Genomic DNA, 22,890 nt, shown 5'->3' on the forward strand with positions numbered 1-22,890 from the left:
AAGCAACATGGATTACGACGAGGGGCATACATGGCGGCGGACGGGACGGCACAGCTGATCGCCGTCGATTGGGGGACGAGCCGGCTCCGGGCCGAGCTGCTTGATGGCGACGGCGTCCGCCTTGCCGAGGCCGACAGCAGCGACGGTATCGGCACACTCGAACCCGGCGAACACGAAGCCGCCTTCGAGCGATTGGTCGAGGACTGGCCAGTGGTACCGGCGGTGATGGCCGGCATGATCGGCAGTCGCCAGGGTTGGCGCGAGGCGCCCTACATCGGCTGCCCCGCGACCCCGGATGAACTCGCGGCTGCCACCATTCGCTTCGAGACCACGGCGGGTCGGCCGGTGGCGATTGTGCCGGGTGTTATGGTGCGCTCGGAGGATCGCGATGGCGACGTGATCCGCGGCGAGGAAACCCAGATGGTCGGGCTGCTGTCGCGGCCTGGCGGCTTCGACGGCTTGGCAATCCTGCCGGGGACCCACGCCAAATGGGCCGCGCTTGGCAATGGCGCGATCCAGAGCTTTCAGACGTTCTTCACCGGCGAGCTGTTCGATCTCCTCGCCCACCAATCGTTCCTGCGGCACTCTGTCGATGCCGAGCACGAGAACCTGGCGATCCTGCCGGACTTCGCTCTCGGGGTGCGCCGAACGGTTGAGCGCCGGGTGCCGTTCCTCTCCGCGGTGTTCTCGGTGCGCGCCCGCCATTTGCTTGACGATACGGCGCCGGTCGACAACCGGGCATACCTCTCCGGGCTGGTGATCGGCGGCGAGATCGTGGCGGCCCGGGATTCCGGGCTGATCCCGGGTGGGGGGCGGATCGCGATCGTCGGTTCGCGGACACTGACCAAAGCCTATCACCGGGCGATGGCCATCGCCGGGCACGAAACGGAGGCGATCGATGGGCGTCGGATGGTGATCGACGGACTGCTGCAGATCGCCCGAAGCCTCGGATTTCTCGGCGGAAAGGACAAGCCATGACCGACACGGTGTTCGCCGGCCACCGGCCGCTGGTGGCGATCCTGCGCGGGCTGAAGCCCGACGAGGCCGAGCCGGTGCTCGACGTGTTGATCGAGGCGGGCATCGGGCTGATCGAGGTGCCGCTCAACTCGCCCGATCCGTTGGTTTCCATCGCGGCGATGGCGGAGCCGGCCGGCGACCGGGCGGTGGTCGGCGCCGGGACCGTGCTGACGGTGGACGACGTTACCGCGGTCGCTGCCGCCGGTGGGCGGATCATCGTTTCGCCCAACGCCAACCCCGCGGTGATAGCCGCGACCAAGGCTGCCGGCCTCGCCTCGTTTCCGGGCGTTTTCACCGCAACGGAAGCGCATGTGGCGATCGATGCCGGTGCTGACGCGCTCAAGTTCTTTCCCGCCGACTTGCTGGGGCCTGGCGGCATCAAGGCGATCGCCACAATTCTGCCGCCGCGCGTCCCGCTGCTCGCCGTCGGCGGCGTCGGCGCGTCGAACATGGGTGACTATCTTGCGGCCGGCGTTGTCGGGTTCGGCATTGGCACCAACCTATTCAAGCCGGGGATGATCACCGCCGAGGTTGGGCGACGGGCGGTGGAGATCGTCGCAGCCTATGATGCGGTTGTGGGCTCGTAGGAGCGACGTGCCCCGAGGGTGCGGTTAAACCGTCAGATGGCCGCGCACCGTCTCCGGGTCCATGGCATCGCGATTGCCGGAGAGCACGATCTGACCGCGATCCATCACGGCGAAGGTGTCGGCCAGTTCGTGGACGAAGTCGAAATACTGCTCGACCAAGAGGATCGCCATGGTCCCCTGGTCGCGCAGCCATCGAATCGCGCGGCCGATGTCTTTGATGATTGACGGCTGGATGCCCTCGGTCGGTTCGTCGAGGACGAGGAGGCGCGGGTGGGTGACCAGCGCCCGGGCGATCGCCAACTGCTGCTGCTGGCCGCCGGATAGATCACCACCGCGGCGTCGCAACATCGACTTCAGCACCGGGAAAAGTTCGAAGATGTCGTCGGGGATCGACCGCTTACCGCGCGGCAGCGGCGCGAAGCCGGTCTCGAGGTTCTCCTTCACGCTCAGCAGCGGAAAGATGTCCCGCCCCTGGGGGACGTAGCCGATCCCAAGCCGCGCCCGCTCGTGGGGTGCCAAGCGGCCGAGCGGCTTGCCGTCGAGGCGGATTTCGCCGTTGGCGATCGGCTGCTCGCCAACGATTGCCCGCAGTAGGCTGGTCTTGCCGACGCCGTTGCGACCCATCAGGGCGGTCACCTTGCCGATTTCAGCATCGAGCGAAACGCGCCGCAGCGCCTGCGCGGCGCCGTAGAAAAGGTCGACATCAGTCGCAGCGAGCATGGCTGAACTCGGCATCAGTTTGTCAGGCCGTCCTTCAGTCGACGGAGCGCCGCCAACTGGGCGGGCTCTGGTTCGCCATCAAGCGTTGCCACCTTCGTTGCGGCGGCAATCAGTTCCTGGCGTTGTCCGCCATCGAGTTGGTCGCGCCAGATTGGCATCAGGCGACGGCCCACCTCATTGACGTCAACGACCTCGCGGGCTGCCCATTTGCCGAAAGTGACAGCCTCGACGGGATCGTCATACGCCACCGTGTCGCGCAACCAGCCCGCGATCCAGATTTCAGCGTCGTCGGTGATCCCGGATCCGGCGTCGGCCAGGCTGACCAGATAGATCGCTGCGGCAAGCCCTGGGTCGTCGACACCGGCAAGAGTCGCACCCTCGACCTTGCGCCGGAATCGTCGGCGAGCGATAGCGCCTTTGGCGTGTCCAGCGGCGTTGATCACATCCGAGGCGGTGTCTGCCGGCCCGCGCATGCGGAAATACCAGAACGCCGCCGCCGCAAGCGCACCGGCAATCATGATGAGAAAAGGCATCGGCTTGTCGACCCCCCGTGTCCCTAATGCCGCGGGAGCGGCGAAACAAGCTCGCTCTACCGCAGATTGAGACGTCGCGCGGATCAGGCATCGAGTCAATGGTCGCCGCACATTGGGACCGCAGCCGCCGAGGGCCGGGTGCGTTGTCGTCGCGGCGGTATTGAAGATCTCACCGTCCAAGGTACACCTCGATCACCTTCGGATCACCCGAGACGTGGTCAATCGAGCCTTCAGACAGCACCGATCCTTCGTTAAGGACCGTGACCTTGACGTCAAGCGCGCGGACGAAGGCCATGTCGTGTTCGACCACCACCACCGATTTCTCCTGGGCGATGTCCTTGAGGAGATCGGCGGTCGCCTCGGTCTCCGCGTCGGTCATGCCCGCGGCGGGCTCGTCAACCAGCAGGAGCTTCGGCTCCTGGGCGAGCAGCATACCGATCTCCAGCCACTGTTTCTGGCCGTGGCTGAGATTGGCCGCTTTCTCGCGGGCTTGAGATTCGAGGCGGATGATGCCGAGCAACTCCTCGATCCGGGCGTGCTCCTTAGGGCCATCGGGCTGAAATAATGCACTGAGGGGATCGCGGCGCCCGGCCAGTGCGAGCTCGAGATTGTCCCAGACGGTCTGCTGTTCGAACACGGTCGGCTTCTGGAACTTGCGCCCGATGCCGAGTTCGGCGATCGCGGCCTCATCGAGCTTTGTCAGGTCGATGTCGCCGTCGAATAGGATTGTGCCGAAGTCTGGCCGGGTCTTGCCGGTCACGACGTCCATCATAGTTGTCTTGCCGGCGCCGTTCGGGCCAATGATCGCCCGCATCTCGCCTTTGTCGATGAACAGCGACAACTCGTTCAGTGCTTTGAAGCCATCAAACGAGACGGATACGCCGTCGATGTAGAGCAGCGCGTCGGTTTCTTTGGGCGCCATCGGTTTACTCTGCCGCTTCCGGGTTGAGCCGGCCGCCGGGCGGACCGTCGGGTCGCGAGGGGGCAACGCCCGACTCCGCCCTGGCCGATGATCGTCGCTGGGCGAGCGCCGACCAGCCATCGGCGATGGTGCCGACAATCCCCTTAGGCAGGAACAGGGTGACGGCGATGAACAGACCACCGAGAGCGAACAGCCAATAGGGTGCGAGGGCGCCAGTGGTGAACCAGGTCTTGGCGAAGTTGACGACGATCGCACCGACGATCGGCCCGACCAGCAGGCCGCGACCACCGACGGCCGCCCACACCACGACCTCGATCGAGTTAGCCGGTTCAAATTCACTCGGATTGATGATGCCGACCTGGGGCACATAGAGGGCACCGGCGATTCCGGCCGTGCACGCGGACAGGGTCCAGACCAGGAGTTTGTAGTGCTCGACCCGATAACCCAGGAACCGGGTCCGACTCTCCGCATCACGGATTGCCACCAGCACCTTGCCGCACCGGGAAGCCAGAATCGCCTTGAACAGGATATAGGCGAGAGCCAGGACCAAGGCGGACGCGGCGAACAGGGCGGCGCGTGTTTCCGGTGCCTGGATGTCGAAGCCGAGGATGTCCTTGAAATCGGTCAGACCGTTGTTGCCGCCGAATCCGAGATTGTTGCGGAAGAAACCGAGCATCAGGGCGAAGGTCATCGCTTGGGTGATGATCGACAGATAGACGCCGGTGACGCGGCTGCGGAAGGCGAACCAGCCGAACACGAAGGCAAGCAACCCCGGCACCAGCACCACCATCAGCAGGGCATACGGAAAGTGCTGGAAGCCGTACCAGGCGACCGGGAGTTCGGGCCAGTTGAGAAAGACCATGAAGTCGGGGAGCACCGGGTCGCCATACACGCCGCGCGAGCCGATCTGACGCATCAGGTACATGCCCATGGCGTAGCCGCCGAGGGCGAAGAAGGCAGCGTGCCCGAGGGAGAGAATCCCGCAGAAACCCCAGATCAACCCGACCGACATCGCCAGCAGGGCGTAGGTCAGATACTTGCCGACCAACGGCACGGCATAGTCAGGAACGTGGAAAGGACTGTCGGTTGACGTGGAGAGGTTGAGTACCGGGACGGCCACGGCTGCGGCAACCAGCAAACCCACGACGATGACGGTGTTGCGATCGAAGCCGTTGCGGAAGAACGATCCGATCATGCTTCGACTGCCCGGCCCCGCAGCGCAAACAGACCGCGTGGGCGCTTCTGGATAAACAGGATGATGAAGACGAGCACCAGGATCTTGCCGAGCACGGCACCGGCGTAGGGCTCGAGGAACTTGTTGGCGATGCCCAGCGAAAAGGCGCCGACCAGCGTGCCCCACAGGTTCCCGACCCCGCCGAAGACCACCACCATGAACGAGTCGATGATGTAGCTCTGGCCGAGATTGGGGCTGACATTGTCAATCTGCGACAGCGCGACGCCGGCCATGCCGGCGATACCGGACCCGAGGCCGAAGGTCAGTGCGTCGACCCATGGTGTGCGGATGCCCATGGCGCTTGCCATCGCCCGGTTCTGGGTGACCGCGCGCATCTGCAGGCCGAGCGACGTGCGCTTCAGCACCACGAGCAAGGCGGCGAAGACGATGATCGCGAAAATGATGATTGCCAGCCGGTTGTAGGTGATCTGGATCAGGCCGAGCTCGAACGAACCGGACATCCATGACGGTGTGCCGACTTCGCGATTGGTGGGACCGAAGATGGTACGCACCGCCTGCTGCAAGATCAGTGAGATGCCCCACGTTGCAAGTAGGGTCTCCAGCGGCCGACCATAGAGGTAGCGGATCACGCCGCGCTCGATGGCGATGCCGACCGCACCGGCGACCAGGAAGGCCAGCGGAATCGCGAGAAACAGTGAAGAGTCGAACAGGCCCGGTGCGTTGGTGCGGATGATCTCCTGAACGACGAAGGTAGTATAGGCGCCAATCATCACCATCTCGCCATGGGCCATGTTGATCACGCCCATGACGCCGAAGGTGATGGCGAGGCCGATCGCCGCGAGCAGCAGCACCGACCCGAGCGACAGGCCGAACCAGACATTTTGGATCGCGTCCCAGAAGGCGAGTTCTTCCTCGATGCTGGCGACGGCCGCGGCGGCGCGCTCACTGATGGCGCCTTCGATCTCGGTCAGCGGTATCAGCAGGGACAAGGCATCGCGGCCGCTGCGGGCTTCGATGACCTCAATCGCCGCGATCTTGTCGGCTTCGGCGAAGTCGGAATTGAGGATAGCGGCGGCGCGCGCTTCGCGCATCAACTGGGCGAGCGCCTCGTCCTCTTCGGCCGCCATCGCGGTTTCAATCAATTCGATGGCGCTTGGATCGCGACTTTGGAATACGGCCTCGACGGCGGCGCGCCGAACGGTTGCGTCGGGGCTCATCAACGTCAACCCGCCAAGCGCGGTACGGATGGATCGCCGCAGCCGATTGTTGACCCGGACCTTGTCGATCGCACCCGAGGACAGGGTCTCGACGGTTTCGCCCGACAGAGGGTCGATCAGGACGTAGCTTCGGCCGTCCTTCTCGGTGATGAACACGGCGCCGTCGGACTTCCGTGCGTAGACGTCGCCTTCGGCAAGCGCCTCCAACACCGGCGCCACGGCCGGGTCGCCGGTGGCGGCCAGCGCGCCGATCTGGGCTTCGGTTTCCGCGTAGCCGCCTTCGGCGAGCCCATCGATGAGGATGCGCAGATCCGCCGCTTGTACGGCCGCCGCGAGCATAAATGACAAGCAGAACGCACCGACGAAGCGAATGAGTTTCAGCATCTGCTCGGCTGCCTTGGTCCCAAGGGCGGTGGAAAAAAGAGGCCGGCGCGTTCGCCGGCCTCAAGGCATCGCAGACGCTTACGATCCTCCTTTACCGCCACACTCGCCGGTCGCGATGTTGAAGTTGCCGCAGGACATCGGCGCCCGCCAATTGGCGATCAGATCCCTGGAGTCGGGGAGGTAGTCGGACCATTCGTCGCCAACCACCAGGCCGGGGGTTTCCCAAACGACCTCGAACTGGCCGTCGTCCTGGATCTCGCCAATCAGCACTGGCTTGGTCAGATGGTGATTGGCCATCATGGTCGCGTAACCACCGGTGAGGTTCGGCACCGACACGCCAATCAGCGCGTCGATTACCGTGTCGGCATCGGTGGTTCCTGCCTTCTCGACGGCCTCAACCCACATGTTGAAGCCGATGTAGTGGGCTTCCATCGGATCGTTCGTCACCCGGTCTTCGTCGCCGATGAAGGCTTGCCAGGTCTCGATGAACTCGGCGTTTTCCGGCGTATCGACGCTCTGGAAATAGTTCCAGGCGGCGAGATGGCCGACCAGCGGCTCGGTGTCGATGCCTGCGAGTTCTTCCTCGCCGACTGAGAACGCGACGACCGGGATGTCGGCGGCATCGATGCCCTGGTTGGCGAGCTCCTTGTAGAACGGCACGTTGGCATCGCCGTTGATGGTCGAAACCACGGCGGTTTTCTTGCCGGCCGAGCCGAAGTCCTTGATGCCCGAGACGATCGTCTGCCAGTCGGCATGGCCGAACGGCGTGTAATTGATGGTGATGTCTTCGTCGGCGACACCTTTGCTCTTGAGGTAGGCCTCGAGAATCTTGTTGGTGGTGCGCGGATAGACGTAGTCGGTGCCTTCGAGCACCCAGCGCTCGACGCCCTCTTCATTCATCAGATAGTCGACGGCCGGGATCGCCTGCTGATTCGGCGCGGCGCCGGTGTAGAAGATGTTGCGCTGGCTTTCCTCGCCCTCGTACTGAACCGGATAAAACACGACGGTGTTCAGTTCCTCGGCGACCGGCAGGATCGATTTCCGCGATACCGACGTCCAGCAGCAGAAAACGACGTCGACCTCTTCCGCCGAGACCAGATCGCGCATCTTCTCTGCGAAGAGCGGCCAGTCCGAAGCAGGGTCGACGACGACCGGTTCAAGCTGCTTACCGAGGACACCGCCCTTCTTGTTCTGCTCCTCGATCAGCATCAGCATGACGTCTTTCAACGTCGTTTCCGAAATCGCCATCGTGCCCGACAGCGAGTGCAGCACGCCGACCTTGATGGTCTCGTCGTCCGCCGACGCTGACAGCGGCCCAGCCAACACCGTCCCCGCGCCGAGTGCGCCGGCGAGCGCCAGCCCTCGTACACTTCCCCAATCCATGACCATAGAACTCGTTCTCCTGTGATTTGGCGCGTCCCTGTGCGCCGCGCAGCAATTCACAGTGTTCAAGAAGCGTACCAAGACGATTGGAGGCGCTTCATTTGCAGATTCTCGGCTGGGATAGGACACTCTCGTTGGGGCGGGCTCGAAATGCGGGCCATCCATTGTGGCATAAACAAGGAGCATCTGCCTATTTTGTAATCATATCTTGGATATGCATAGAAGATAGGCATGAACCCTCACTGGTGTTGTGGCACCAATCAGCCGCACTAGGATGTGGTGCAGGACGACATCGGGCAGCGCGGGCGAGGCGGGGTCATCGGCATGGCAACGAGAACGGTTGCGCCATTGGCGGCTTCGGCGGTCGTGTTCGCCGTGTTCCTGAGCGCTTGCGGTCGGGCGCCGACCGTCGAGACCGCTGAGATCACTGAGACCGCTTTCCAGCCGCCGCCAACGTTCGACGCGACGGTGGAGTCCGATACTATCGTCGACCTGTCGTTCCCGATCGCCGGTACGGTCAAAGCCATCGTTGTCGATGCCGAAGGGGCGGTGAGCGCAGGCGAGCCCGTCGCGCGCCTCGATCCGGCACCGGTCGAAGGCGCCATCCGCGATGCGGAAGCCGAGCTCCAGAAGGCACGTGACGCGTTGGCCGCCAAAGAGGCGGATATCCAACGCCTCGGTCTGCTCGAGGGCGAGCCTGTCCCGCCACCGGATCCGGAGCAACTTCAGCAGGAGCTGGAGGCGGTCCAATTGCGAGTCGACGAGGCCCGCGTCGCGCTCGAAGCGACCCGGCGTCTGATCGGTGATACCGAAATCCTCGCGCCCTTCGATGGGGTGGTTGCCACGATCGCCACCGCCGCGTTCAACTCGGTGGGGGCCGGGGAGACGGTCGCGACCGCCTACGCTTGGGACAGCGTCGGTGTGTCGCTCGATCTGGCTGAGCCCGACCTCGAACGAATCGGCGTCAACGAGGCGGTGTCGATCGCAATTCCGGACATCGACCTGACCGTGGACGGCACGGTCGCCGCGATCGCCGCAGACGAAACCGAAAGCGGCGGCACCGTTGTCGGCTGGGTGAGTCTCATGGTCATTCCCGACACGATCCGCACCGGGATGAAAGCTACTGTCACGGTGATCGAGCCCGGTCCGCCCGAAGCGATCGGCGTGTTCGTGCCCTTGTCGGCGATCATTGCCGGGAGCGATGGCGGTTCCGATTCGGTGTTCAAATACGACAGCACTTCCGAGACAGTGACAAAGGTGGACGTGACCGTCGGCGAAAAGCGTGACAATGCGGCAGTCGTTAGCAACGGGCTCGCGATTGGCGATGTCGTCGTCACAGGGGTCGTCGACGGCGCCGTCTCGTCCCTGAGCGATGACGAATCGGTTTCGGTCGCGACGCAGTAACGGTCCGGTCGAAACGGTTGTGACGGTGTGATCCAGTCGCTTTACCCGCCTTCGCTCAACGCATAGAGTTCGGCCCGTCCCCGGGGCGGGACGGCAGCGGGAGGAAGCGATCCATGCGCGACGTCGTCCGTTCGGTAACCTGTGCCATCGCCGTTTTGGCGCTCTCAGGATTGGCCGCCTCGGCCGAACCGAGGATCATCGAAACCGAAAACGCCGACTACACTGGCTTCGACCATACGACCCTACAGGATACGACCCTGGAGGCCTGCCACAGCGCGTGTCTCGCCGACGATCGCTGCAAGGCCTTCACGTTCAACACCAGCGCCAACTGGTGCTTCCTCAAGTCCGACTTCAGCGCCCTCACCTTTGCGGAAGGTGCGGTCGCCGGTCGGGTCGTCGACGCGATCGACCTGACGCCGGGGCTTCAGGACCAGCGGCTGGCGATGCTCGAGTTCGTGCCCGATGCCTACCTCGATGAGGCTCGGTCGCTGGTGGTTTCGCTGCCCGCACGGTTTGACGCCGCCGGGGCCGGGTATGAGTCGCTTCGCGAGGAGGCCGCCCAAGCCTACCGCAACGCAGACTATAGCGGTGCAGCGATCTTCGCCGGGCGGGCGCTGTCGGTGGCGGACGACGACTCCGGTTTGTGGCTCGATTTCGCCGCCGCCAGCGTTGCGCGCACGCCGCAGAACTGGTCCGACCGTCGGGCGGCCTACGCCGATGGAACGGCGGCGGCGATCAACGCCTATGTCCGCGCCGACGAACCGATCAAAGAGGCGAGCGCGTTAGCGTTGATGGGGGACGGCTTCCGGTTGCGGGAAGTCTGGAAGCCGGCCTATCGCGCCTACCGAGCCAGCCTCGCTATTCGGGAGAACAACTCGGTTCGCCGAGCCTATGAAGACGTGATCGCCGAGCACGGGTTCCGCGTGGCGTCGCACGAGGTCGATGCCGACGTCGCCAACCCCAGGATTTGCGTCACCTTTTCGGACGACCTGCCGGTGAACCGGCCGGAACTCGCCGACTTTGTCACGGTGGAACCGTCGGCAGGGTTAGCGATCGAGCGGGAGACCCGGCAGATCTGCATCGACGGCGTGGCGCACGGTACCCGCTACGCGGTACGCTTGCGCAATGGTCTCCCGGCGGCCGACGGCGAGGTACTGGAGCGTCCAGTCAGCCTCGACATTTTCGTTCGCGACCGGGCCCCCTGGGTCGGGTTCGCAGGTAACGCTTACGTTTTGCCGGCCGGCGACGATGCCACCATCCCGCTGGCTTCGGTCAACGCCGATGTCGCCGAAGCCGTGGTCTACCGGATCGGCGAGCGCGGGCTCGCCGGCGCGTTGCGCGACAACCAGTTCCTCCGGGCGCTGGCGCCCTACGCCGCTCAGACGATTGCGCGCGAACAGGGCGAGAAAGTCTGGGAAGGCGAAGTCCTCATCGACTCGGAGCTCAACCAGACCGTGACGACGGCGATCCCGATCGGTGAGGCGGTGGAAACGATGCGACCGGGCGTCTACGCCATCACCGCCCGTGCCGAGCTCGATCCGAACGAGTGGGGGACGTTCGCTACCCAATGGTTCATCGTTTCCGATCTGGGGCTGACGACGCTCACCGGCAGCGACGGTGTTCATGTCTTCGTCCGCTCGCTGTCGACGGCCGAACCGGTTACCGACGCGACGCTGCGACTGGTTGCCACCAATAACGACATCCTGGGCGAGGCGGTGACGAACGACACCGGCTACGCCGTATTCGCGCCCGGCCTGGCGCGTGGGACCGGCGGCGCGACGCCACAAATGGTCGACGTATCGACCGCGGCGGGTGACTACGCCTTCCTCGATCTCGCCCGCGCGGCGTTCGACCTTTCCGATCGTGGTGTGGAAGGACGGCCGGCGCCGGGTCCGCTGGACGTTTTCATCACCACCGAACGCGGAATCTACCGGCCGGGCGAAACTGTGCATCTCACCGCGCTAGTCCGCGATGCCCAGGCGATCGCCGTTCCCGGCCTGCCGATCACGCTGGTGATCGAGCGGCCGGATGGTGTCGAATACCTCAACGACACGCTGTCCGACGCGGGCCTCGGCGGCTACTCGATCTCGATTCCGCTCGAAGACAGCGCCATGCGCGGATCGTGGCGGGCGAAACTCTACGCCGATCCCGAGGGCTCGCCGCTGGCCGAAGCCGCGATCCTGGTCGAGGACTTCGTTCCCGAGCGCTTGGCCTTCACCTTGTCGAGCGACGCGACGGCCTTCACCGAAGACGCGCCAGTCGCCGTCGATCTCGAGGCGCGGTATCTCTATGGCGCGCCGGCACCGGGCCTGTCCGTGGACGGCGACATTGAGGTCCGGGCGTCCGGCTCGCGCGACGGCTTTTCGGGCTACCGTTTTGGCCTCGCCGACGATCCGGTCCGTCCGCTCCGGCGTCCCATCGATCTGGTCGCGACAACCGACACGACTGGCCACGCCACGCTCGACGTTGGCCTTCCCGATCCGCTGCCGGTGACGACGCGCCCGCTTGCCGGCAAGGCGATCGTGCGGCTGACCGATACCAACGGACGGGCGGTGGAGCGGACGCTGGATCTACCGGTGACGCCATCGGCGGCGATGATCGGCGTCAAGCCGCAATTCGATGGCGACGAAGTCGATGAGGGATCGACGGTCGGCTTCGACGTTGTTTTGGTGTCGCCGGACGGTGCGCGCCTCGGCGGCGAAACACTGTCGTGGCAGCTCGACCGGATCGAAACCGAGTATCAGTGGTACCGGACCGGGGGGAACTGGAACTACGAACTGATCACCATCCCACGGCGCGTTGCGTCAGGCGAGGTCGCCACCGATGCAGCGGCTTCCGTTCCGGTCTCGACTAATGTCGACTGGGGACGGTACCGACTGACGGTCGAACGGTCGGGCGCTGTGCCGGCGGCGACCAGCGTCGACTTCCGCGCCGGCTGGGCGATCGCCGCCGCAGGGTCGGAGACCCCGGACGTGCTGGCGGTGGCCCTGGACAAGCCAGCCTACCGCGCCGGTGATACAGCCAAGCTGCGCCTCGATCCGCGGTTTGCCGGCGTCGCTTTGGTCAACGTGGTCGACGACCGGCTGATCTCGACCATGGCGGTCGATGTGCCGGAGGAGGGCACCACGGTCGACCTCGCGGTGACCGGGGCCTGGGGCGCCGGCGCCTACGTAACCGCATCGCTCTATCGGCCGATGGACGTGCCGGCCCGACGCATGCCCGCCCGCGCCCTCGGCCTCGCCTGGGCCAAAGTTGCCCCCGGCGATCGCGACCTCGCGGTGTCGCTGGGCGTTGACGACGAGATCCAGCCGCGCGGCCCGATGACGATTCCGGTGACGGTCGACAACCTGCCGGCGGGCGAGCCGGCGTTCGTGACCGTCGCTGCGGTCGATGTCGGTATCCTCAATCTCACTGACTTCCAGACGCCTGCGCCGGATGACTGGTACTTTGGTCAGCGCAAGCTCGGCACCGATATCCGCGACCTCTACGGGCTGCTGATCGACCGAATGCAGGGTGTGCCGGGAACGATCCGGTCGGGCGGCGACGGTGCGCCGACCCGCCTCGCGGCACCGCCGCCGACGGAGAAGCTGGTGGCGTTCTATTCCGGTATCGTCGCCCTCGACGACCAGGGTACGGCGACGATTTCGTTCGACTTGCCCGAATTCAACGGTTCGGTGCGGGTCATGGCGATGGCGTGGTCGCGCACCGGCGTTGGCCATGCCGCCAAGGATGTGCTGGTCCGCGATCCGGTCGTGGTGGCCGCCAGCCTTCCCCGCTTCCTTAGGACCGGCGATACGTCGCGTCTGTTGATCGAGATCGACAACGTGGCCGGCGTCGGCGGTGATTACGCGCTGTCGGTCCACCTTGATGCGGGCGTCGGACTGTCAGCGTCTGACCGAACGCGCACGCTGTCGCTCGAATCGGGCGGCAAGGTGCGCCTCGATCTGCCGATCAGCGGGATTGCGGTCGGCGACCACGCCATCGACATCGTGCTGGAAACGCCGGACGACGAGAGCTTCGCCAAGACGCTGGCGCTCGGCATTCGCCCGCCGGGCGAACCGGTGACCCGCCGAAACGTGGTGGAGTTGGCGGGGGGAGGTACCCTGACGGTCGATACGGAACCGCTGGCTGAATATGTGCCCGACACCGCCACCGTGACAGTCTCGATCGGCGGTGCCGGTCGGCTCGATGTGGCCGGCATCTTGGCCGCGCTCGACCGCTACCCCTATGGCTGCACCGAACAGCTAACCAGCCGCGCCTTACCGCTGGTCTATCTCGACTCGGTGGCGGCTTCGATCGGGGTCGCGTCCGACACGGCGGTACGGGAGCGAGTGCAGACAGCGATCGCCGGCGTGCTCGCCAATCAGTCGGCGAACGGCAGCTTCGGGCTGTGGGGACCCTATGGTGGCGGCAACCTGTGGCTCGACGCATACGTCACCGACTTCCTGACCCGGGCTGACGAAAAGGGCTACGACGTGCCGGCGCTACCGCTTCGTCTGGCCCTCGACAATCTCGCCAACCGCATTGCTTATGCCGACGACTTCCAGAACGGCGGCGAGGATGTCGCCTACACGCTCTACGTCCTCGCCCGTAACGGCAAGGCATCGCTCGGCGACCTCCGCTACTATGCCGAAGCCAAGATCGACAACTTCGGGACGGCTCTCGCCAAGGCCCAGGTCGGCGCCGCACTCGCGCTCTACGGCGAGCAGCGTCGCGCTGCAGACGCTTTCCGCGCCGCGATCTCCGATCTCGACGGCCGTCGTAGTGCCGCATGGCGTGGAGACTACGGCAGTCCATTGCGCGACACCGCGGCGGTCCTGACCCTGGCGGCCGAAACCAATGTCGGCGTCGGTGACCTCCAGGCACTCGCCAGTGACGTGGCGGAAGCCGACGCTCGCCGCCGGTACACCAGCACCCAGGAAAACGCGTGGATGCTTCTCGCTGCGGCGGCGCTGATCGACGACGCCCAGCGCTCCAGCTTCGAGATCGACGGGGCCTCCGTCGCCGGCCCACTGTTCAGGGAATACGGCCAGTCACGGATCGAGGCGTCACCGGTGCGGATCACCAATCTCGACGACGACAATCTTGAGGCGATGGTCGCCACCACGGGTGTCACCAGGACGCCGGAGCCGGCCGGTGGCGAGGGCTTCGCCATCGAGCGGGCGTTCTTCACTCCGGACGGCGAGCCGATGGACATCGGCACGGTCGGGCAGAACCAGCGGGTGGTGGTCGTCGTGACGGTCACGGGGGATCGAGACCGCGAGGGTCAGGTGATGGTCGTCGACCCGGTGCCGGCCGGTTACGAGATCGAAAACCCGAACATCTCCGCGAGCGGCGATGTGCGTTCGTTCCCGTGGCTGGATGTGAGCCGCAATGCCAGCCACACCGAGGCGCGGACCGATCGGTTCGTCGCCGCCCTCGACCGCAGGGACGGAGACGCGCTCGCCTTCAAGGTCGCCTATGCAATGCGGGCAGTGTCGCCAGGCGTGTTCGTCCACCCCGGCGCGACGGTCGAGGACATGTACCGGCCGTATCTACGTGCGAGGACCACCGCGGGTTCGGTCGAGGTGGTCGGTCCAACCCGCTGAGGGCACCGTGGCTCAAGCAGCGATGAAAGAGCGATCGCGCCGCTGGCGACGACGGCTGTTCGTCGGGGCCGGTGTCCTCGGTCTGGTCGGGTTGACCGCTGCCGGGCTGGTCGCCTGGCTGGTCGCCGATATCGAGTCGCGTTTGCCGATACCGCCGGACCCGGCCGCGGTCGCCACGTCGACGGTCGTGCTCGATCGAAACCAACGGCTGCTGCGGCCCTTCACCATCGCCGACGGGCGGTGGCGGCTGCCAGCGCGGCAGGCGGATGTCGATCCACGCTTCATCGCCATGCTGATCGGCTACGAGGACCGGCGGTTCGCTGATCATCACGGGGTCGACTACCGGGCGCTTGGGCGCGCCGCCGGGCAGTTCGTTGCCGCCGGCGGACGGATCGTCTCCGGCGGGTCGACGTTGACGATGCAGGTCGCCCGGCTGATCGAGGAGGCGCCGACCCGTTCGGCCAGCGCCAAGCTCCGCCAGATCCTGATGGCGCGGACAATCGAGCACCATCTCGACAAGGACGCTATCCTCGATCTCTACCTGATGCTGGCGCCGTATGGCGGCAACCTCGAAGGCATCCGCGCCGCGACGCTCGCCTATTTCGGCAAGGAGCCGGGGCGACTGACGGTCGCCGAGGCGGCGTTGCTGGTGGCATTGCCGCAGTCGCCGGAAGCGCGACGGCCGGATCGCTTCCCTGACGCGGCGCGCGCGGCACGCGACCAGGTGCTCGACCGGCTGGTGGCGACCGGCGTGGTCAGCGCCGAGGAAGCACAGGCCGCCAAACGCGACCGGGTGCCAACGGCGCGGCGATTCTTCCCGATGCACGCAGCGCACCTCGCCGATCAAGCGGTGGCGGCGGCGCCCGACGCTGCGGTTCACCGGCTGACCATTGATCGCGATCTGCAGACCGGGCTGGAGGCGCTCGCCCGCGATCGGGTGGCCGCGGTCGGCAAGCGCGCGTCGATCGCAATCCTGGTCGCCGATCATCATACCGGAGACGTGCTTGCGTCGGTCGGATCCGCCGGTTTCCTGGACGACGCCCGCGCCGGCCATGTGGATATGACCCGGGCCCCACGGTCACCCGGTTCGACACTGAAACCGCTGATCTACGGGCTCGCGTTCGAAGAAGGTCTGGCGCACCCGGCGAGCCTGATCGACGACCGACCGACCGGCTTCGGAGGCTATGCGCCGCAAAACTTCGATGGCGATTTCCGTGGCACCGTGACGATCCGCGAGGCGCTGGCGCAGTCGCTGAACATCCCGGCGGTCGTGGTGCTCGATGCTGTCGGTCCAGCGCGGTTGCTGGCGCGGATGAAGCGCGCTGGGATAACACCAGAGTTGCCGCGTGCATCCGCTACGGGACTGGCGATCGGTCTAGGCGGTGTTGGCGTCAGCCTGCGCGATCTGGTTGGCCTCTACGCCGCGCTTGCCGCCGGCGGCGAGGCTGTACCGCTGCGGTCTACCTTTGGCGAGGCGCAGGGCGACGGGCGTGCCGCGGCCGGCTCTTCGGTCCTGACGTCATCGGCTGCCTGGCAGGTCGCCGACATCCTTGCCGATGTGCCACCGCCAGTGACCGGATCGCCGGACCAGATCGCCTACAAGACGGGAACCTCCTATGGATACCGCGATGCGTGGGCGATCGGTTTCGACGGGGCACACGTGATCGGCGTGTGGATCGGCCGGCCGGACGGCACCCCGGTGTCCGGGGTCTCGGGGGCGACCACCGCCGCACCGATCCTGTTCGAGGCCTTTGGCCGGCTTGGACCGCACCGCCGGCTCCTACCGCCTGCACCGGCCGATGTGCTGGTGGCCAACACGGCCTCGCTGCCGCCACCACTGCGGCGTTTTCGTCACCCGGACGCGGCGGTCGTCGCCGAGGACGCCGGACCGCAGATCGCCTTTCCACAGAACGGTGTCGCCGTCGATCTCGGTATCCGCTTTGGCGATCCGGAGCCACTCGCTATCAAGGTTCGCAACGGCGCGCCGCCGTTCACCTTCTTCGCCAACGGCGTCCCGCTCGCCCGCAAACCGTTCGACCGCACCGAGTTATGGCAACCCGACGGCGCCGGCTATGTCACCCTGTCAGTAGTCGATGCGTCCGGACGTTCCGACCGGGTGACGGTGTTCGTTGAGTAGCGGGTGGTTTTCGCCTCTGACCTGAATCAATGCCGCGCGCTCCAGGACCGGTGACCGTGTCGCCGGAATGCGGAGTTGATTCAATGCGCTATATCCTTGCCGGATTGTTTGTATTCGCGACGGTAACGACAGCTTCGGCCGTCGAACTCGGCGACGCCGAACGCGGCTATGCCTTTGCCGAGGAGAATTGCGCCGACTGTCACGCCATCGACCGGGGCGACTATGCAAGCCCCTATTTCGGCGCTCCGCCGTTCTCCGAAGTCGCCAACGTTCCCGGCATGTCGGAACTGGCTCTGGTCTCGTTCTTCCAGACCCCGCATCCGACCATGCCCAACTTCATCGTCCCTGCTGACACGGTTCGTGATCTCGTCGTCTATATTCGGAGCCTTCGCAAGTAGCGCCGAGCGCCGAAGCGGGAGCGGATGTGAACCAATCCGATGACGATGGACTGACCTTCCGGGCCGTCGATGCCGACACCCGTGGCGATTTCGAGACGCTGTTCTCGTCTCGCGGGGCGCCGAAATACTGCTGGTGCATGGTCTGGCGGCGGACACCGGCCGAGGCGAAGCACAATGACGGTGCAAGCCGAAAGGCGCAGATGATGGCCCGGCTTGACGCGGGAACGCCGATCGGGTTGATCGCCTATGAGAACGGCGCGCCCCTTGCCTGGGTGTCGGTGGCGCCCCGCGACACCTATCGCAATCTTGGCGGGCCGCCGGCCGAGCCGGGTGAGATCATCTGGTCGATCGCCTGTTTCTACGTTCCGCGCCGGCGGCGCGGCGAGGGCATGATCTACCGCCTTATCGCGGCGGCGGTCGATCACGCGCGAGATCGCGGCGCCACCGTGGTCGAGGCCTATCCGATCCCGGGAGACGCACCGAGCTACCGCTTCATGGGCTTCATCTCGGTGTTCGCGCGTGCCGGGTTCGAGGATATCGGTCGTGCCGGCAAGCGCCGCCACGTCATGCGCTACAGGTTGTCGCCCGGCTAGAGCAGGCGCCCTTGATCGTCTCCAGGTGGCGGCTTGGCCACCTTGCGGCGCGGCTTGCCGCTGGTCGCTACCGCCGACACATTGCCGTCGTGGAACTGGATTTCGAGGCCGTCCCCGCTCGTCACCTGGGACGCGGAATGGATGGGCCGCTTGTCGGTGCGCACCAGGGCGAAGCCACGAGCCAGCGTGTTGCGATATGAGACGCTCCTCAGCAGCGTCCCGAGAGCCGCGAGATCGCGTTTCCGTTGTGCAGCAAACACGGTTTGGGCGCGCGCCAGACTGGTCGCCACAGCGGCGAGATGCTGGTGGTCGCGATTGATCTGATTGGTGATCGGTTCGGGTCGAAGTCGGTCAGCCTGAGCGGTGAGGGCAAGGCGGCGCTGGCGGTTCAGTCCGCTCACCATCGTGTCCCGTCGTTGCGCCAGACTTTGCAGCCGATCGCTCGCTTGTCGAAGGAGGGCTTCGAGCCGTGCTACCGACAGGCGCGCTGCGCTTCGTTCGAAGTGGAGACGATGCGCGCGGGCGTTCGCACTCAAGCCTTGACCGAGCCGGACGCCGAGGTCGTCGATGCTCCGACGCGGCGAGGCGACAATGTCGTCCGGCTTCGGTAGCGCGCGCAGCGCAGCAGCGAGATTACGCCGGCGCGTCTCGGCAATGCGGCCCATGGCACCACTATGCCGGGCCGCCAGGGCGCGCAGGTCGGCAACCAGTTCGGTGCGGACGGGGACTGCCATCTCCGCCGCGGCGCTCGGGGTCGGTGCCCGGCGGTCGGCGACGTGATCGATCAGGGTCGTGTCGGTTTCGTGGCCGACAGCGGCGATCAGCGGAATCGCCGATGCGGCCGCGGCGCGGACCACCATCTCCTCGTTGAAGGCCCAGAGATCCTCCAGGCTGCCGCCGCCGCGGGCGACGATCAGGACGTCTGGGCGCGGCCAACCGCTGTCCCGCGCCGGCGCATTGAAGCCTCGGATTGCGGTGGCGACCTCGCCGGCCGCGGTTTCCCCCTGCACCGTGACCGGCCACACCAGCACCCGGACGGGGAACCGGTCGCCAAGGCGATGGAGGATGTCGCGGATGACGGCGCCGGTTGGCGATGTGATGATGCCGATGACCTGCGGCAAGTAGGGCAGGGGCTTCTTTCTCGCCGCATCGAACAAGCCTTCGGTGCCTAGCTTTTTGCGCCGTTCTTCGAGCAGCGCCATCAGCGCGCCGACACCAGCCGGCTCCAGCGCGTCGATGACGATCTGATATTTGGACTGGCCGGGAAAGGTGGTGAGGCGGCCGGTCGCGACCACCTCGATTCCCTCTTCGGGCCTGAACCGGAGCCGCGGCACGGTCGACCGCCACACCACCGCTTCGAGGCGGGCCCGATCGTCCTTCAGAGAGAAATAGCAGTGGCCGGATGAGTGCGGGCCGCGGAAGCCCGAAATCTCGCCACGCACGCGCACATAGCTGAAGCCATCCTCGACGGCGCGCTTCACGGCGTTGGAAATCTCGGAGACGGAGTATTCGAGAAGATTCGGGGCAGGGGCAGGCATGGCCAACAGGTGCCGCCTGCGACCATCGCGGTCAAGGGCGGCGGTTGCGTCCGTTAGTGCGACATCAAGACCGGCAAGGTCGCATTGGCGAGAATGTGGCGGGTCGCGCCACCGAGAAGGAACTCGCGCAACCGGCTGTGGCCGTAGCCGCCCATCACCAACCAGCTTGCACGCGCGTCCGCCGCAAAAGACAGGATCGCCTCGCCAGAACCACCGGGGTAGTTGTCGATCGTGCGCACCGTGACCGCTAGGTCGTGCCGTGCGAGATACGCACCGATGTCGGCACCGGGTTCGCCAGCGATCGGGCGTCCCTCGTCGACGATAACCACGACGACTTCCTTCGCCATCGACAGCAACGGCATTGCCGCTCGGACAGAGCGGCCCGCCGCCGGGCTTCCGTTCCAGGCGACCACGGCCACGTCCGTGTCGAAGTCCTCGGAACCCGCGTACGGAGCAATCAGGGTTGGCACGCCGGCCTGAAACAACAGCGCTTCGATGAGCGCCTCTCGGAGTGGCTCAGGCTTATCGGGATTGTGCTGCCCGACTACCGCGACGTCGGCGAGGATCGCGTTGCGCACCACCGCGGCGAAGCCGTCTCCGCTGACCGATTCGCCAAGCCGGGATTCGACCGCCACGCCAGCCTGTTGGCCTATTGTGTCGAATCGGGCGAGCGCTTCCTTGGCGTCCGTGTAGCTTTGCTCGCGGGCAGTTGCGAGGAAATCGGCGGGCACGGCGGCGGCGATCGTGTAGGTCGGGATGAACGGTTCCAGCGCCACGGCGAGCCCGGTCAGGTGCGCCCCCGCTTGCCGCGCGAGATCCGCCGCGATCTTGGCCGACCGCTGCTCATCGCCGCGATCGAGGATGACGAGAATGTCGCGGATGGCCGCCCCTTGTTTGGTGGTCATGGGCTTGCCTCCCTTTTGAGAAACATCGGAGCTTCACACCCTAAAGTGCCATCACCGGCGCGGCCTTGAGGGCGATCAATACGCATAGTCGGTGTAGATGCGGTCGATGTCGCCGGCCCACTGGGTCTCGTAGGCCGTGAGAAGCGAGTCGGCCGGGCTCTCGGCCCTGGCGACGATTTCTTCGAGCGATGCGAGGTAGATGGTTTCGTCATGGCCATCTTCATCCAAACTGGCCCTTCGTCGAAGCCCCTCGCGAGCCAGGGAGACAACGTCGCGGGCAATGTCGAGGACGGTTCGGTTGCGAAAGGTCGTCGCAAGAGCGGATTTGGGCACCGCTTCACGGAGCGCCTGACGCTCCTCGTCCGACCAGTCGCGAACCAGCGCCCAGGCATCCTCAAGTGCGGTGCGATCATAGAGGAGGCCGACCCAAAACGAAGGCAGGGCACAGATCCTCCGGCCTGAGCCGCCATCGGCACCCCGCATCTCGATGAACTGTTTGAGACGGACTTCCGGAAACATGGTGGTAAGGTGGTTGTTCCAGTCCGACATCGTCGCCGTTTCACCCGGCAGCGCTTTGAGCTTGCCATCGAGTAGGTCCCGAAACGACGAGCCGGCGACATCGTAATAAATGTCGCCCCGCTTGACGAAATACATCGGCACGTCGAGCGCCCAGTCGACGTAACGCTCGAAGCCGAAGCCATCCTCGAAGACGAACGGCAGCATGCCGGTGCGATGCGGATCAGTGTCGAGCCAAGTCTCCGAGCGCCAGGAGAGATAGCCGTTCGGTCGACCATCGGTAAACGGCGAGTTGGCAAACAAAGCGGTGACGATCGGCTGGAGCGCGAGACCGACGCGCATCTTCATGGCCATGTCGGCTTCGTCGGAGAAATCGAGATTCGCCTGAATGGTGCAGGTCCGATACATCATATCGAGGCCATGCCGGCCGACGGTCGGCATGTAGCGGCTCATGATGTCGTACCGGGACTTCGGCATGCGCGGGGTCTCTGCTAGCGTCCAGACGGGCGATGCGCCGAGGCCAAGAAAACCGATGCCAAGCGGTTCGGCACATTCGTTGACCTGAGCGAGATGGCCGTTCACCTCTCGGCAGGTCTGGTGAATGGTATCGAGTGGAGCGCCGGACAATTCGAACTGTCCGCCCGGTTCGAGAGTAATCGCTCCCTGTCCGGTCGGATCGGTCAGTCCGATGATGTTGTCGTTGTCGGTGATCGGGTTCCAGCCCAGGAGGAACGCCATGCTTTCCAGCAACTGTCGGATACCGTGAGGGCCATCGTAAGGGACCGGTGCATGATCTTTCAGGTAGAAACCAAACTTCTCGTGCTCGGTGCCCACCCGCCATTCGCTCGCCGGCTTGCAACCGCCACACAGCGCTTCAACGAGCTGGTCGCGCGAAACGATCGGCGTCGAATCGGTGACGTCGCGGGCCATTCACGATCTTTCCATGAGAAACGAGGCGCCACTGTAGCGGCGCGGTTGGCGTCCGGCAATCGGGGCAATCGGCTTATCGTCGCAGCCCGCGCAGGACGTTTCGGGGGCCGTTGCGCGCCGCTTCATCTGGCCACGGTGGTCGCCGATGGTGATTGGTCTTGGCGTTGAGACCAATCGCCGACCGTCGCCTGGACAAGAGCAAGTGCAGCAACCGCCGCCGTGTCGGCGCGCAGGATACGCGGCCCCAGGGGAAGCGGCGAAACGAAGGGGAGTCCGAGGAGCCGATCGCGCTCGGCGTTTGAGAATCCCCCTTCCGGGCCGACGAGGACGGCGAGTGGTCCGGGTGGCAGGCCGGTCAGCGCAGTCATGGCATCATCGCCGGGATGCCCCTCGTCACAGAAAACGATTCGCCGCTCCGGATCGGTCTGGCGCCAATAATCGAGCAAACCGTTGAGCGGCTGCGGATCGTTGATGGTCGGCACCGCCAACACGCCGCACTGTTCTGCCGCTTCGATGATGTTCGCCTCGGCGCGGTTTCGGTTCAGCTTGGTCACCTGGGTGTGCTGGGTGATGACCGGGCGGAGGCGCCCGACCCCCATCTCGACGGCTTTGCCGACCACGTAGTCCAGGCGCGCCTGCTTGAGCGGCGCGAACAGATAGTGGAGATCGGGCGCCGGAGGCTGCGCCCGCTGCTGCTCGCCGATTTCAAGCGCGAAGACCTTCCGACCCTGTTGGCGCAAGCCAGCCAGCCATTCGCCGTCGCGGCCATTGAACACCAGGACCGGAGTGCCTTCGCTCATCCTCAAGACATTGGTCAGGTAGTTGGTCTGCTGGCGGTCGAGGGGAACGAGGGCGTCGGCTGCGAGATCGGTCTCGACGAACAGACGGGTGGTCCGGAATTCGTAGCGCGCCATGACTCGCGC

At 65.5% G+C, this 22,890-nt stretch carries 17 protein-coding genes; 7 read left to right on the forward strand and 10 right to left on the reverse strand.

Going from position 1 to position 22,890, the window contains the following annotated elements; translation table 11 throughout:
- Positions 1-30 precede the first annotated feature (30 nt).
- Both ACO076_RS10210 and ACO076_RS10215 read left to right on the forward strand, forming a co-directional pair.
- Positions 31-978 carry a 2-dehydro-3-deoxygalactonokinase gene (locus ACO076_RS10210; protein ID WP_421726607.1) on the forward strand — a complete coding sequence of 316 codons (948 nt, stop codon included), beginning with the start codon at positions 31-33 and terminating at the stop codon, positions 976-978.
- Positions 975-1,604, forward strand: a complete 630-nt coding sequence (locus ACO076_RS10215) for a 2-dehydro-3-deoxy-6-phosphogalactonate aldolase (protein ID WP_421726608.1) — start codon at positions 975-977, stop codon at positions 1,602-1,604. Before ACO076_RS10210 ends, ACO076_RS10215 begins: the two co-directional genes overlap by 4 nt.
- A gap of 24 nt (positions 1,605-1,628) precedes the next feature.
- Here ACO076_RS10215 and urtE read toward each other — a convergent pair whose 3' ends face one another.
- From urtE to urtA, 6 genes are all read right to left on the reverse strand, one after another.
- Positions 1,629-2,324 carry an urea ABC transporter ATP-binding subunit UrtE gene (gene urtE, locus ACO076_RS10220; protein ID WP_421726714.1) on the reverse strand — a complete coding sequence of 232 codons (696 nt, stop codon included), beginning with the start codon at positions 2,322-2,324 and terminating at the stop codon, positions 1,629-1,631.
- A 14-nt stretch (positions 2,325-2,338) separates the two neighbouring features.
- A complete protein-coding gene (locus ACO076_RS10225) occupies positions 2,339-2,857 on the reverse strand; it encodes a hypothetical protein (RefSeq protein WP_421726609.1) in 519 nt (172 codons plus the stop codon).
- A 169-nt stretch (positions 2,858-3,026) separates the two neighbouring features.
- Entirely contained in the window at positions 3,027-3,779 is a 753-nt protein-coding gene (gene urtD / locus ACO076_RS10230) for an urea ABC transporter ATP-binding protein UrtD (protein WP_421726610.1), read from the reverse strand.
- Between the two features lie 4 nt (positions 3,780-3,783).
- Positions 3,784-4,974 carry an urea ABC transporter permease subunit UrtC gene (gene urtC, locus ACO076_RS10235; protein ID WP_421726611.1) on the reverse strand — a complete coding sequence of 397 codons (1,191 nt, stop codon included), beginning with the start codon at positions 4,972-4,974 and terminating at the stop codon, positions 3,784-3,786.
- Positions 4,971-6,575, reverse strand: coding sequence for an urea ABC transporter permease subunit UrtB (gene urtB, locus ACO076_RS10240; protein ID WP_421726612.1), 1,605 nt, complete (start codon positions 6,573-6,575; stop codon positions 4,971-4,973). Before urtB ends, urtC begins: the two co-directional genes overlap by 4 nt.
- Positions 6,576-6,653: 78 nt before the next feature.
- Positions 6,654-7,958 (reverse strand): urea ABC transporter substrate-binding protein, encoded by a 1,305-nt coding sequence (gene urtA, locus ACO076_RS10245; RefSeq protein ID WP_421726613.1) that lies wholly within the window; start codon positions 7,956-7,958, stop codon positions 6,654-6,656.
- Positions 7,959-8,282: 324 nt separating this feature from the next.
- Here urtA and ACO076_RS10250 point away from each other — a divergent pair, with 324 nt between their 5' ends.
- The 5 genes from ACO076_RS10250 (at position 8,283) to ACO076_RS10270 (ending at position 18,078) form a co-directional block, all read left to right on the forward strand.
- Entirely contained in the window at positions 8,283-9,362 is a 1,080-nt protein-coding gene (locus ACO076_RS10250; RefSeq protein ID WP_421726614.1) for an efflux RND transporter periplasmic adaptor subunit, read from the forward strand.
- 113 nt (positions 9,363-9,475) lie between these two features.
- Positions 9,476-14,950, forward strand: a complete 5,475-nt coding sequence (locus ACO076_RS10255; protein WP_421726615.1) for an alpha-2-macroglobulin family protein — start codon at positions 9,476-9,478, stop codon at positions 14,948-14,950.
- Between the two features lie 7 nt (positions 14,951-14,957).
- On the forward strand, positions 14,958-17,087 hold the full coding sequence (gene pbpC / locus ACO076_RS10260; RefSeq protein ID WP_421726616.1) for a penicillin-binding protein 1C: 2,130 nt from the start codon (positions 14,958-14,960) through the stop codon (positions 17,085-17,087).
- 83 nt (positions 17,088-17,170) lie between these two features.
- Entirely contained in the window at positions 17,171-17,485 is a 315-nt protein-coding gene (locus tag ACO076_RS10265) for a c-type cytochrome (protein ID WP_421726617.1), read from the forward strand.
- A gap of 26 nt (positions 17,486-17,511) precedes the next feature.
- Positions 17,512-18,078, forward strand: coding sequence for a GNAT family N-acetyltransferase (locus ACO076_RS10270; RefSeq protein ID WP_421726618.1), 567 nt, complete (start codon positions 17,512-17,514; stop codon positions 18,076-18,078).
- On the opposite strand, the gene xseA is transcribed toward ACO076_RS10270, so the two are convergent.
- The 4 genes from xseA to ACO076_RS10290 all read right to left on the reverse strand — a co-directional run bounded on the left by xseA (position 18,075) and on the right by ACO076_RS10290 (position 22,881).
- Entirely contained in the window at positions 18,075-19,616 is a 1,542-nt protein-coding gene (gene xseA, locus ACO076_RS10275) for an exodeoxyribonuclease VII large subunit (RefSeq protein WP_421726619.1), read from the reverse strand. The two genes, ACO076_RS10270 and xseA, sit on opposite strands and share 4 nt — an antisense overlap.
- 53 nt (positions 19,617-19,669) lie before the next feature.
- Positions 19,670-20,521, reverse strand: coding sequence for a universal stress protein (locus ACO076_RS10280; protein ID WP_421726620.1), 852 nt, complete (start codon positions 20,519-20,521; stop codon positions 19,670-19,672).
- Between the two features lie 75 nt (positions 20,522-20,596).
- Complete coding sequence (locus ACO076_RS10285; RefSeq protein ID WP_421726621.1) at positions 20,597-21,967, reverse strand: glutamate--cysteine ligase; 1,371 nt, start codon at positions 21,965-21,967, stop codon at positions 20,597-20,599.
- A gap of 122 nt (positions 21,968-22,089) precedes the next feature.
- Positions 22,090-22,881: a 16S rRNA (uracil(1498)-N(3))-methyltransferase gene (locus tag ACO076_RS10290; RefSeq protein WP_421726622.1), complete on the reverse strand. Its 792-nt coding sequence runs from the start codon at positions 22,879-22,881 to the stop codon at positions 22,090-22,092.
- Between the last annotated feature and the right edge of the window lie 9 nt (positions 22,882-22,890).

The organism is Bauldia sp. (assembly GCF_965232525.1).
Taxonomy (GTDB): domain Bacteria; phylum Pseudomonadota; class Alphaproteobacteria; order Rhizobiales; family Kaistiaceae; genus Bauldia.

Excerpts from the sequence above, each read along its gene's own strand:
- ACO076_RS10280 (WP_421726620.1), bottom strand. The coding sequence starts at position 20,521 with ATGACCACCAAACAAGGGGCGGCCATCCGCGACATTCTCGTCATCCTC.
- ACO076_RS10250 (WP_421726614.1), top strand. The coding sequence starts at position 8,283 with ATGGCAACGAGAACGGTTGCGCCATTGGCGGCTTCGGCGGTCGTGTTC.
- ACO076_RS10285 (WP_421726621.1), bottom strand. The coding sequence starts at position 21,967 with ATGGCCCGCGACGTCACCGATTCGACGCCGATCGTTTCGCGCGACCAG.
- ACO076_RS10210 (WP_421726607.1), top strand. The coding sequence starts at position 31 with ATGGCGGCGGACGGGACGGCACAGCTGATCGCCGTCGATTGGGGGACG.
- urtD (WP_421726610.1), bottom strand. The coding sequence starts at position 3,779 with ATGGCGCCCAAAGAAACCGACGCGCTGCTCTACATCGACGGCGTATCC.
- urtB (WP_421726612.1), bottom strand. The coding sequence starts at position 6,575 with ATGCTGAAACTCATTCGCTTCGTCGGTGCGTTCTGCTTGTCATTTATG.
- ACO076_RS10255 (WP_421726615.1), top strand. The coding sequence starts at position 9,476 with ATGCGCGACGTCGTCCGTTCGGTAACCTGTGCCATCGCCGTTTTGGCG.
- urtC (WP_421726611.1), bottom strand. The coding sequence starts at position 4,974 with ATGATCGGATCGTTCTTCCGCAACGGCTTCGATCGCAACACCGTCATC.
- urtA (WP_421726613.1), bottom strand. The coding sequence starts at position 7,958 with ATGGATTGGGGAAGTGTACGAGGGCTGGCGCTCGCCGGCGCACTCGGC.
- ACO076_RS10265 (WP_421726617.1), top strand. The coding sequence starts at position 17,171 with ATGCGCTATATCCTTGCCGGATTGTTTGTATTCGCGACGGTAACGACA.
- urtE (WP_421726714.1), bottom strand. The coding sequence starts at position 2,324 with ATGCTCGCTGCGACTGATGTCGACCTTTTCTACGGCGCCGCGCAGGCG.
- xseA (WP_421726619.1), bottom strand. The coding sequence starts at position 19,616 with ATGCCTGCCCCTGCCCCGAATCTTCTCGAATACTCCGTCTCCGAGATT.
- ACO076_RS10225 (WP_421726609.1), bottom strand. The coding sequence starts at position 2,857 with ATGCCTTTTCTCATCATGATTGCCGGTGCGCTTGCGGCGGCGGCGTTC.
- ACO076_RS10215 (WP_421726608.1), top strand. The coding sequence starts at position 975 with ATGACCGACACGGTGTTCGCCGGCCACCGGCCGCTGGTGGCGATCCTG.
- ACO076_RS10290 (WP_421726622.1), bottom strand. The coding sequence starts at position 22,881 with ATGGCGCGCTACGAATTCCGGACCACCCGTCTGTTCGTCGAGACCGAT.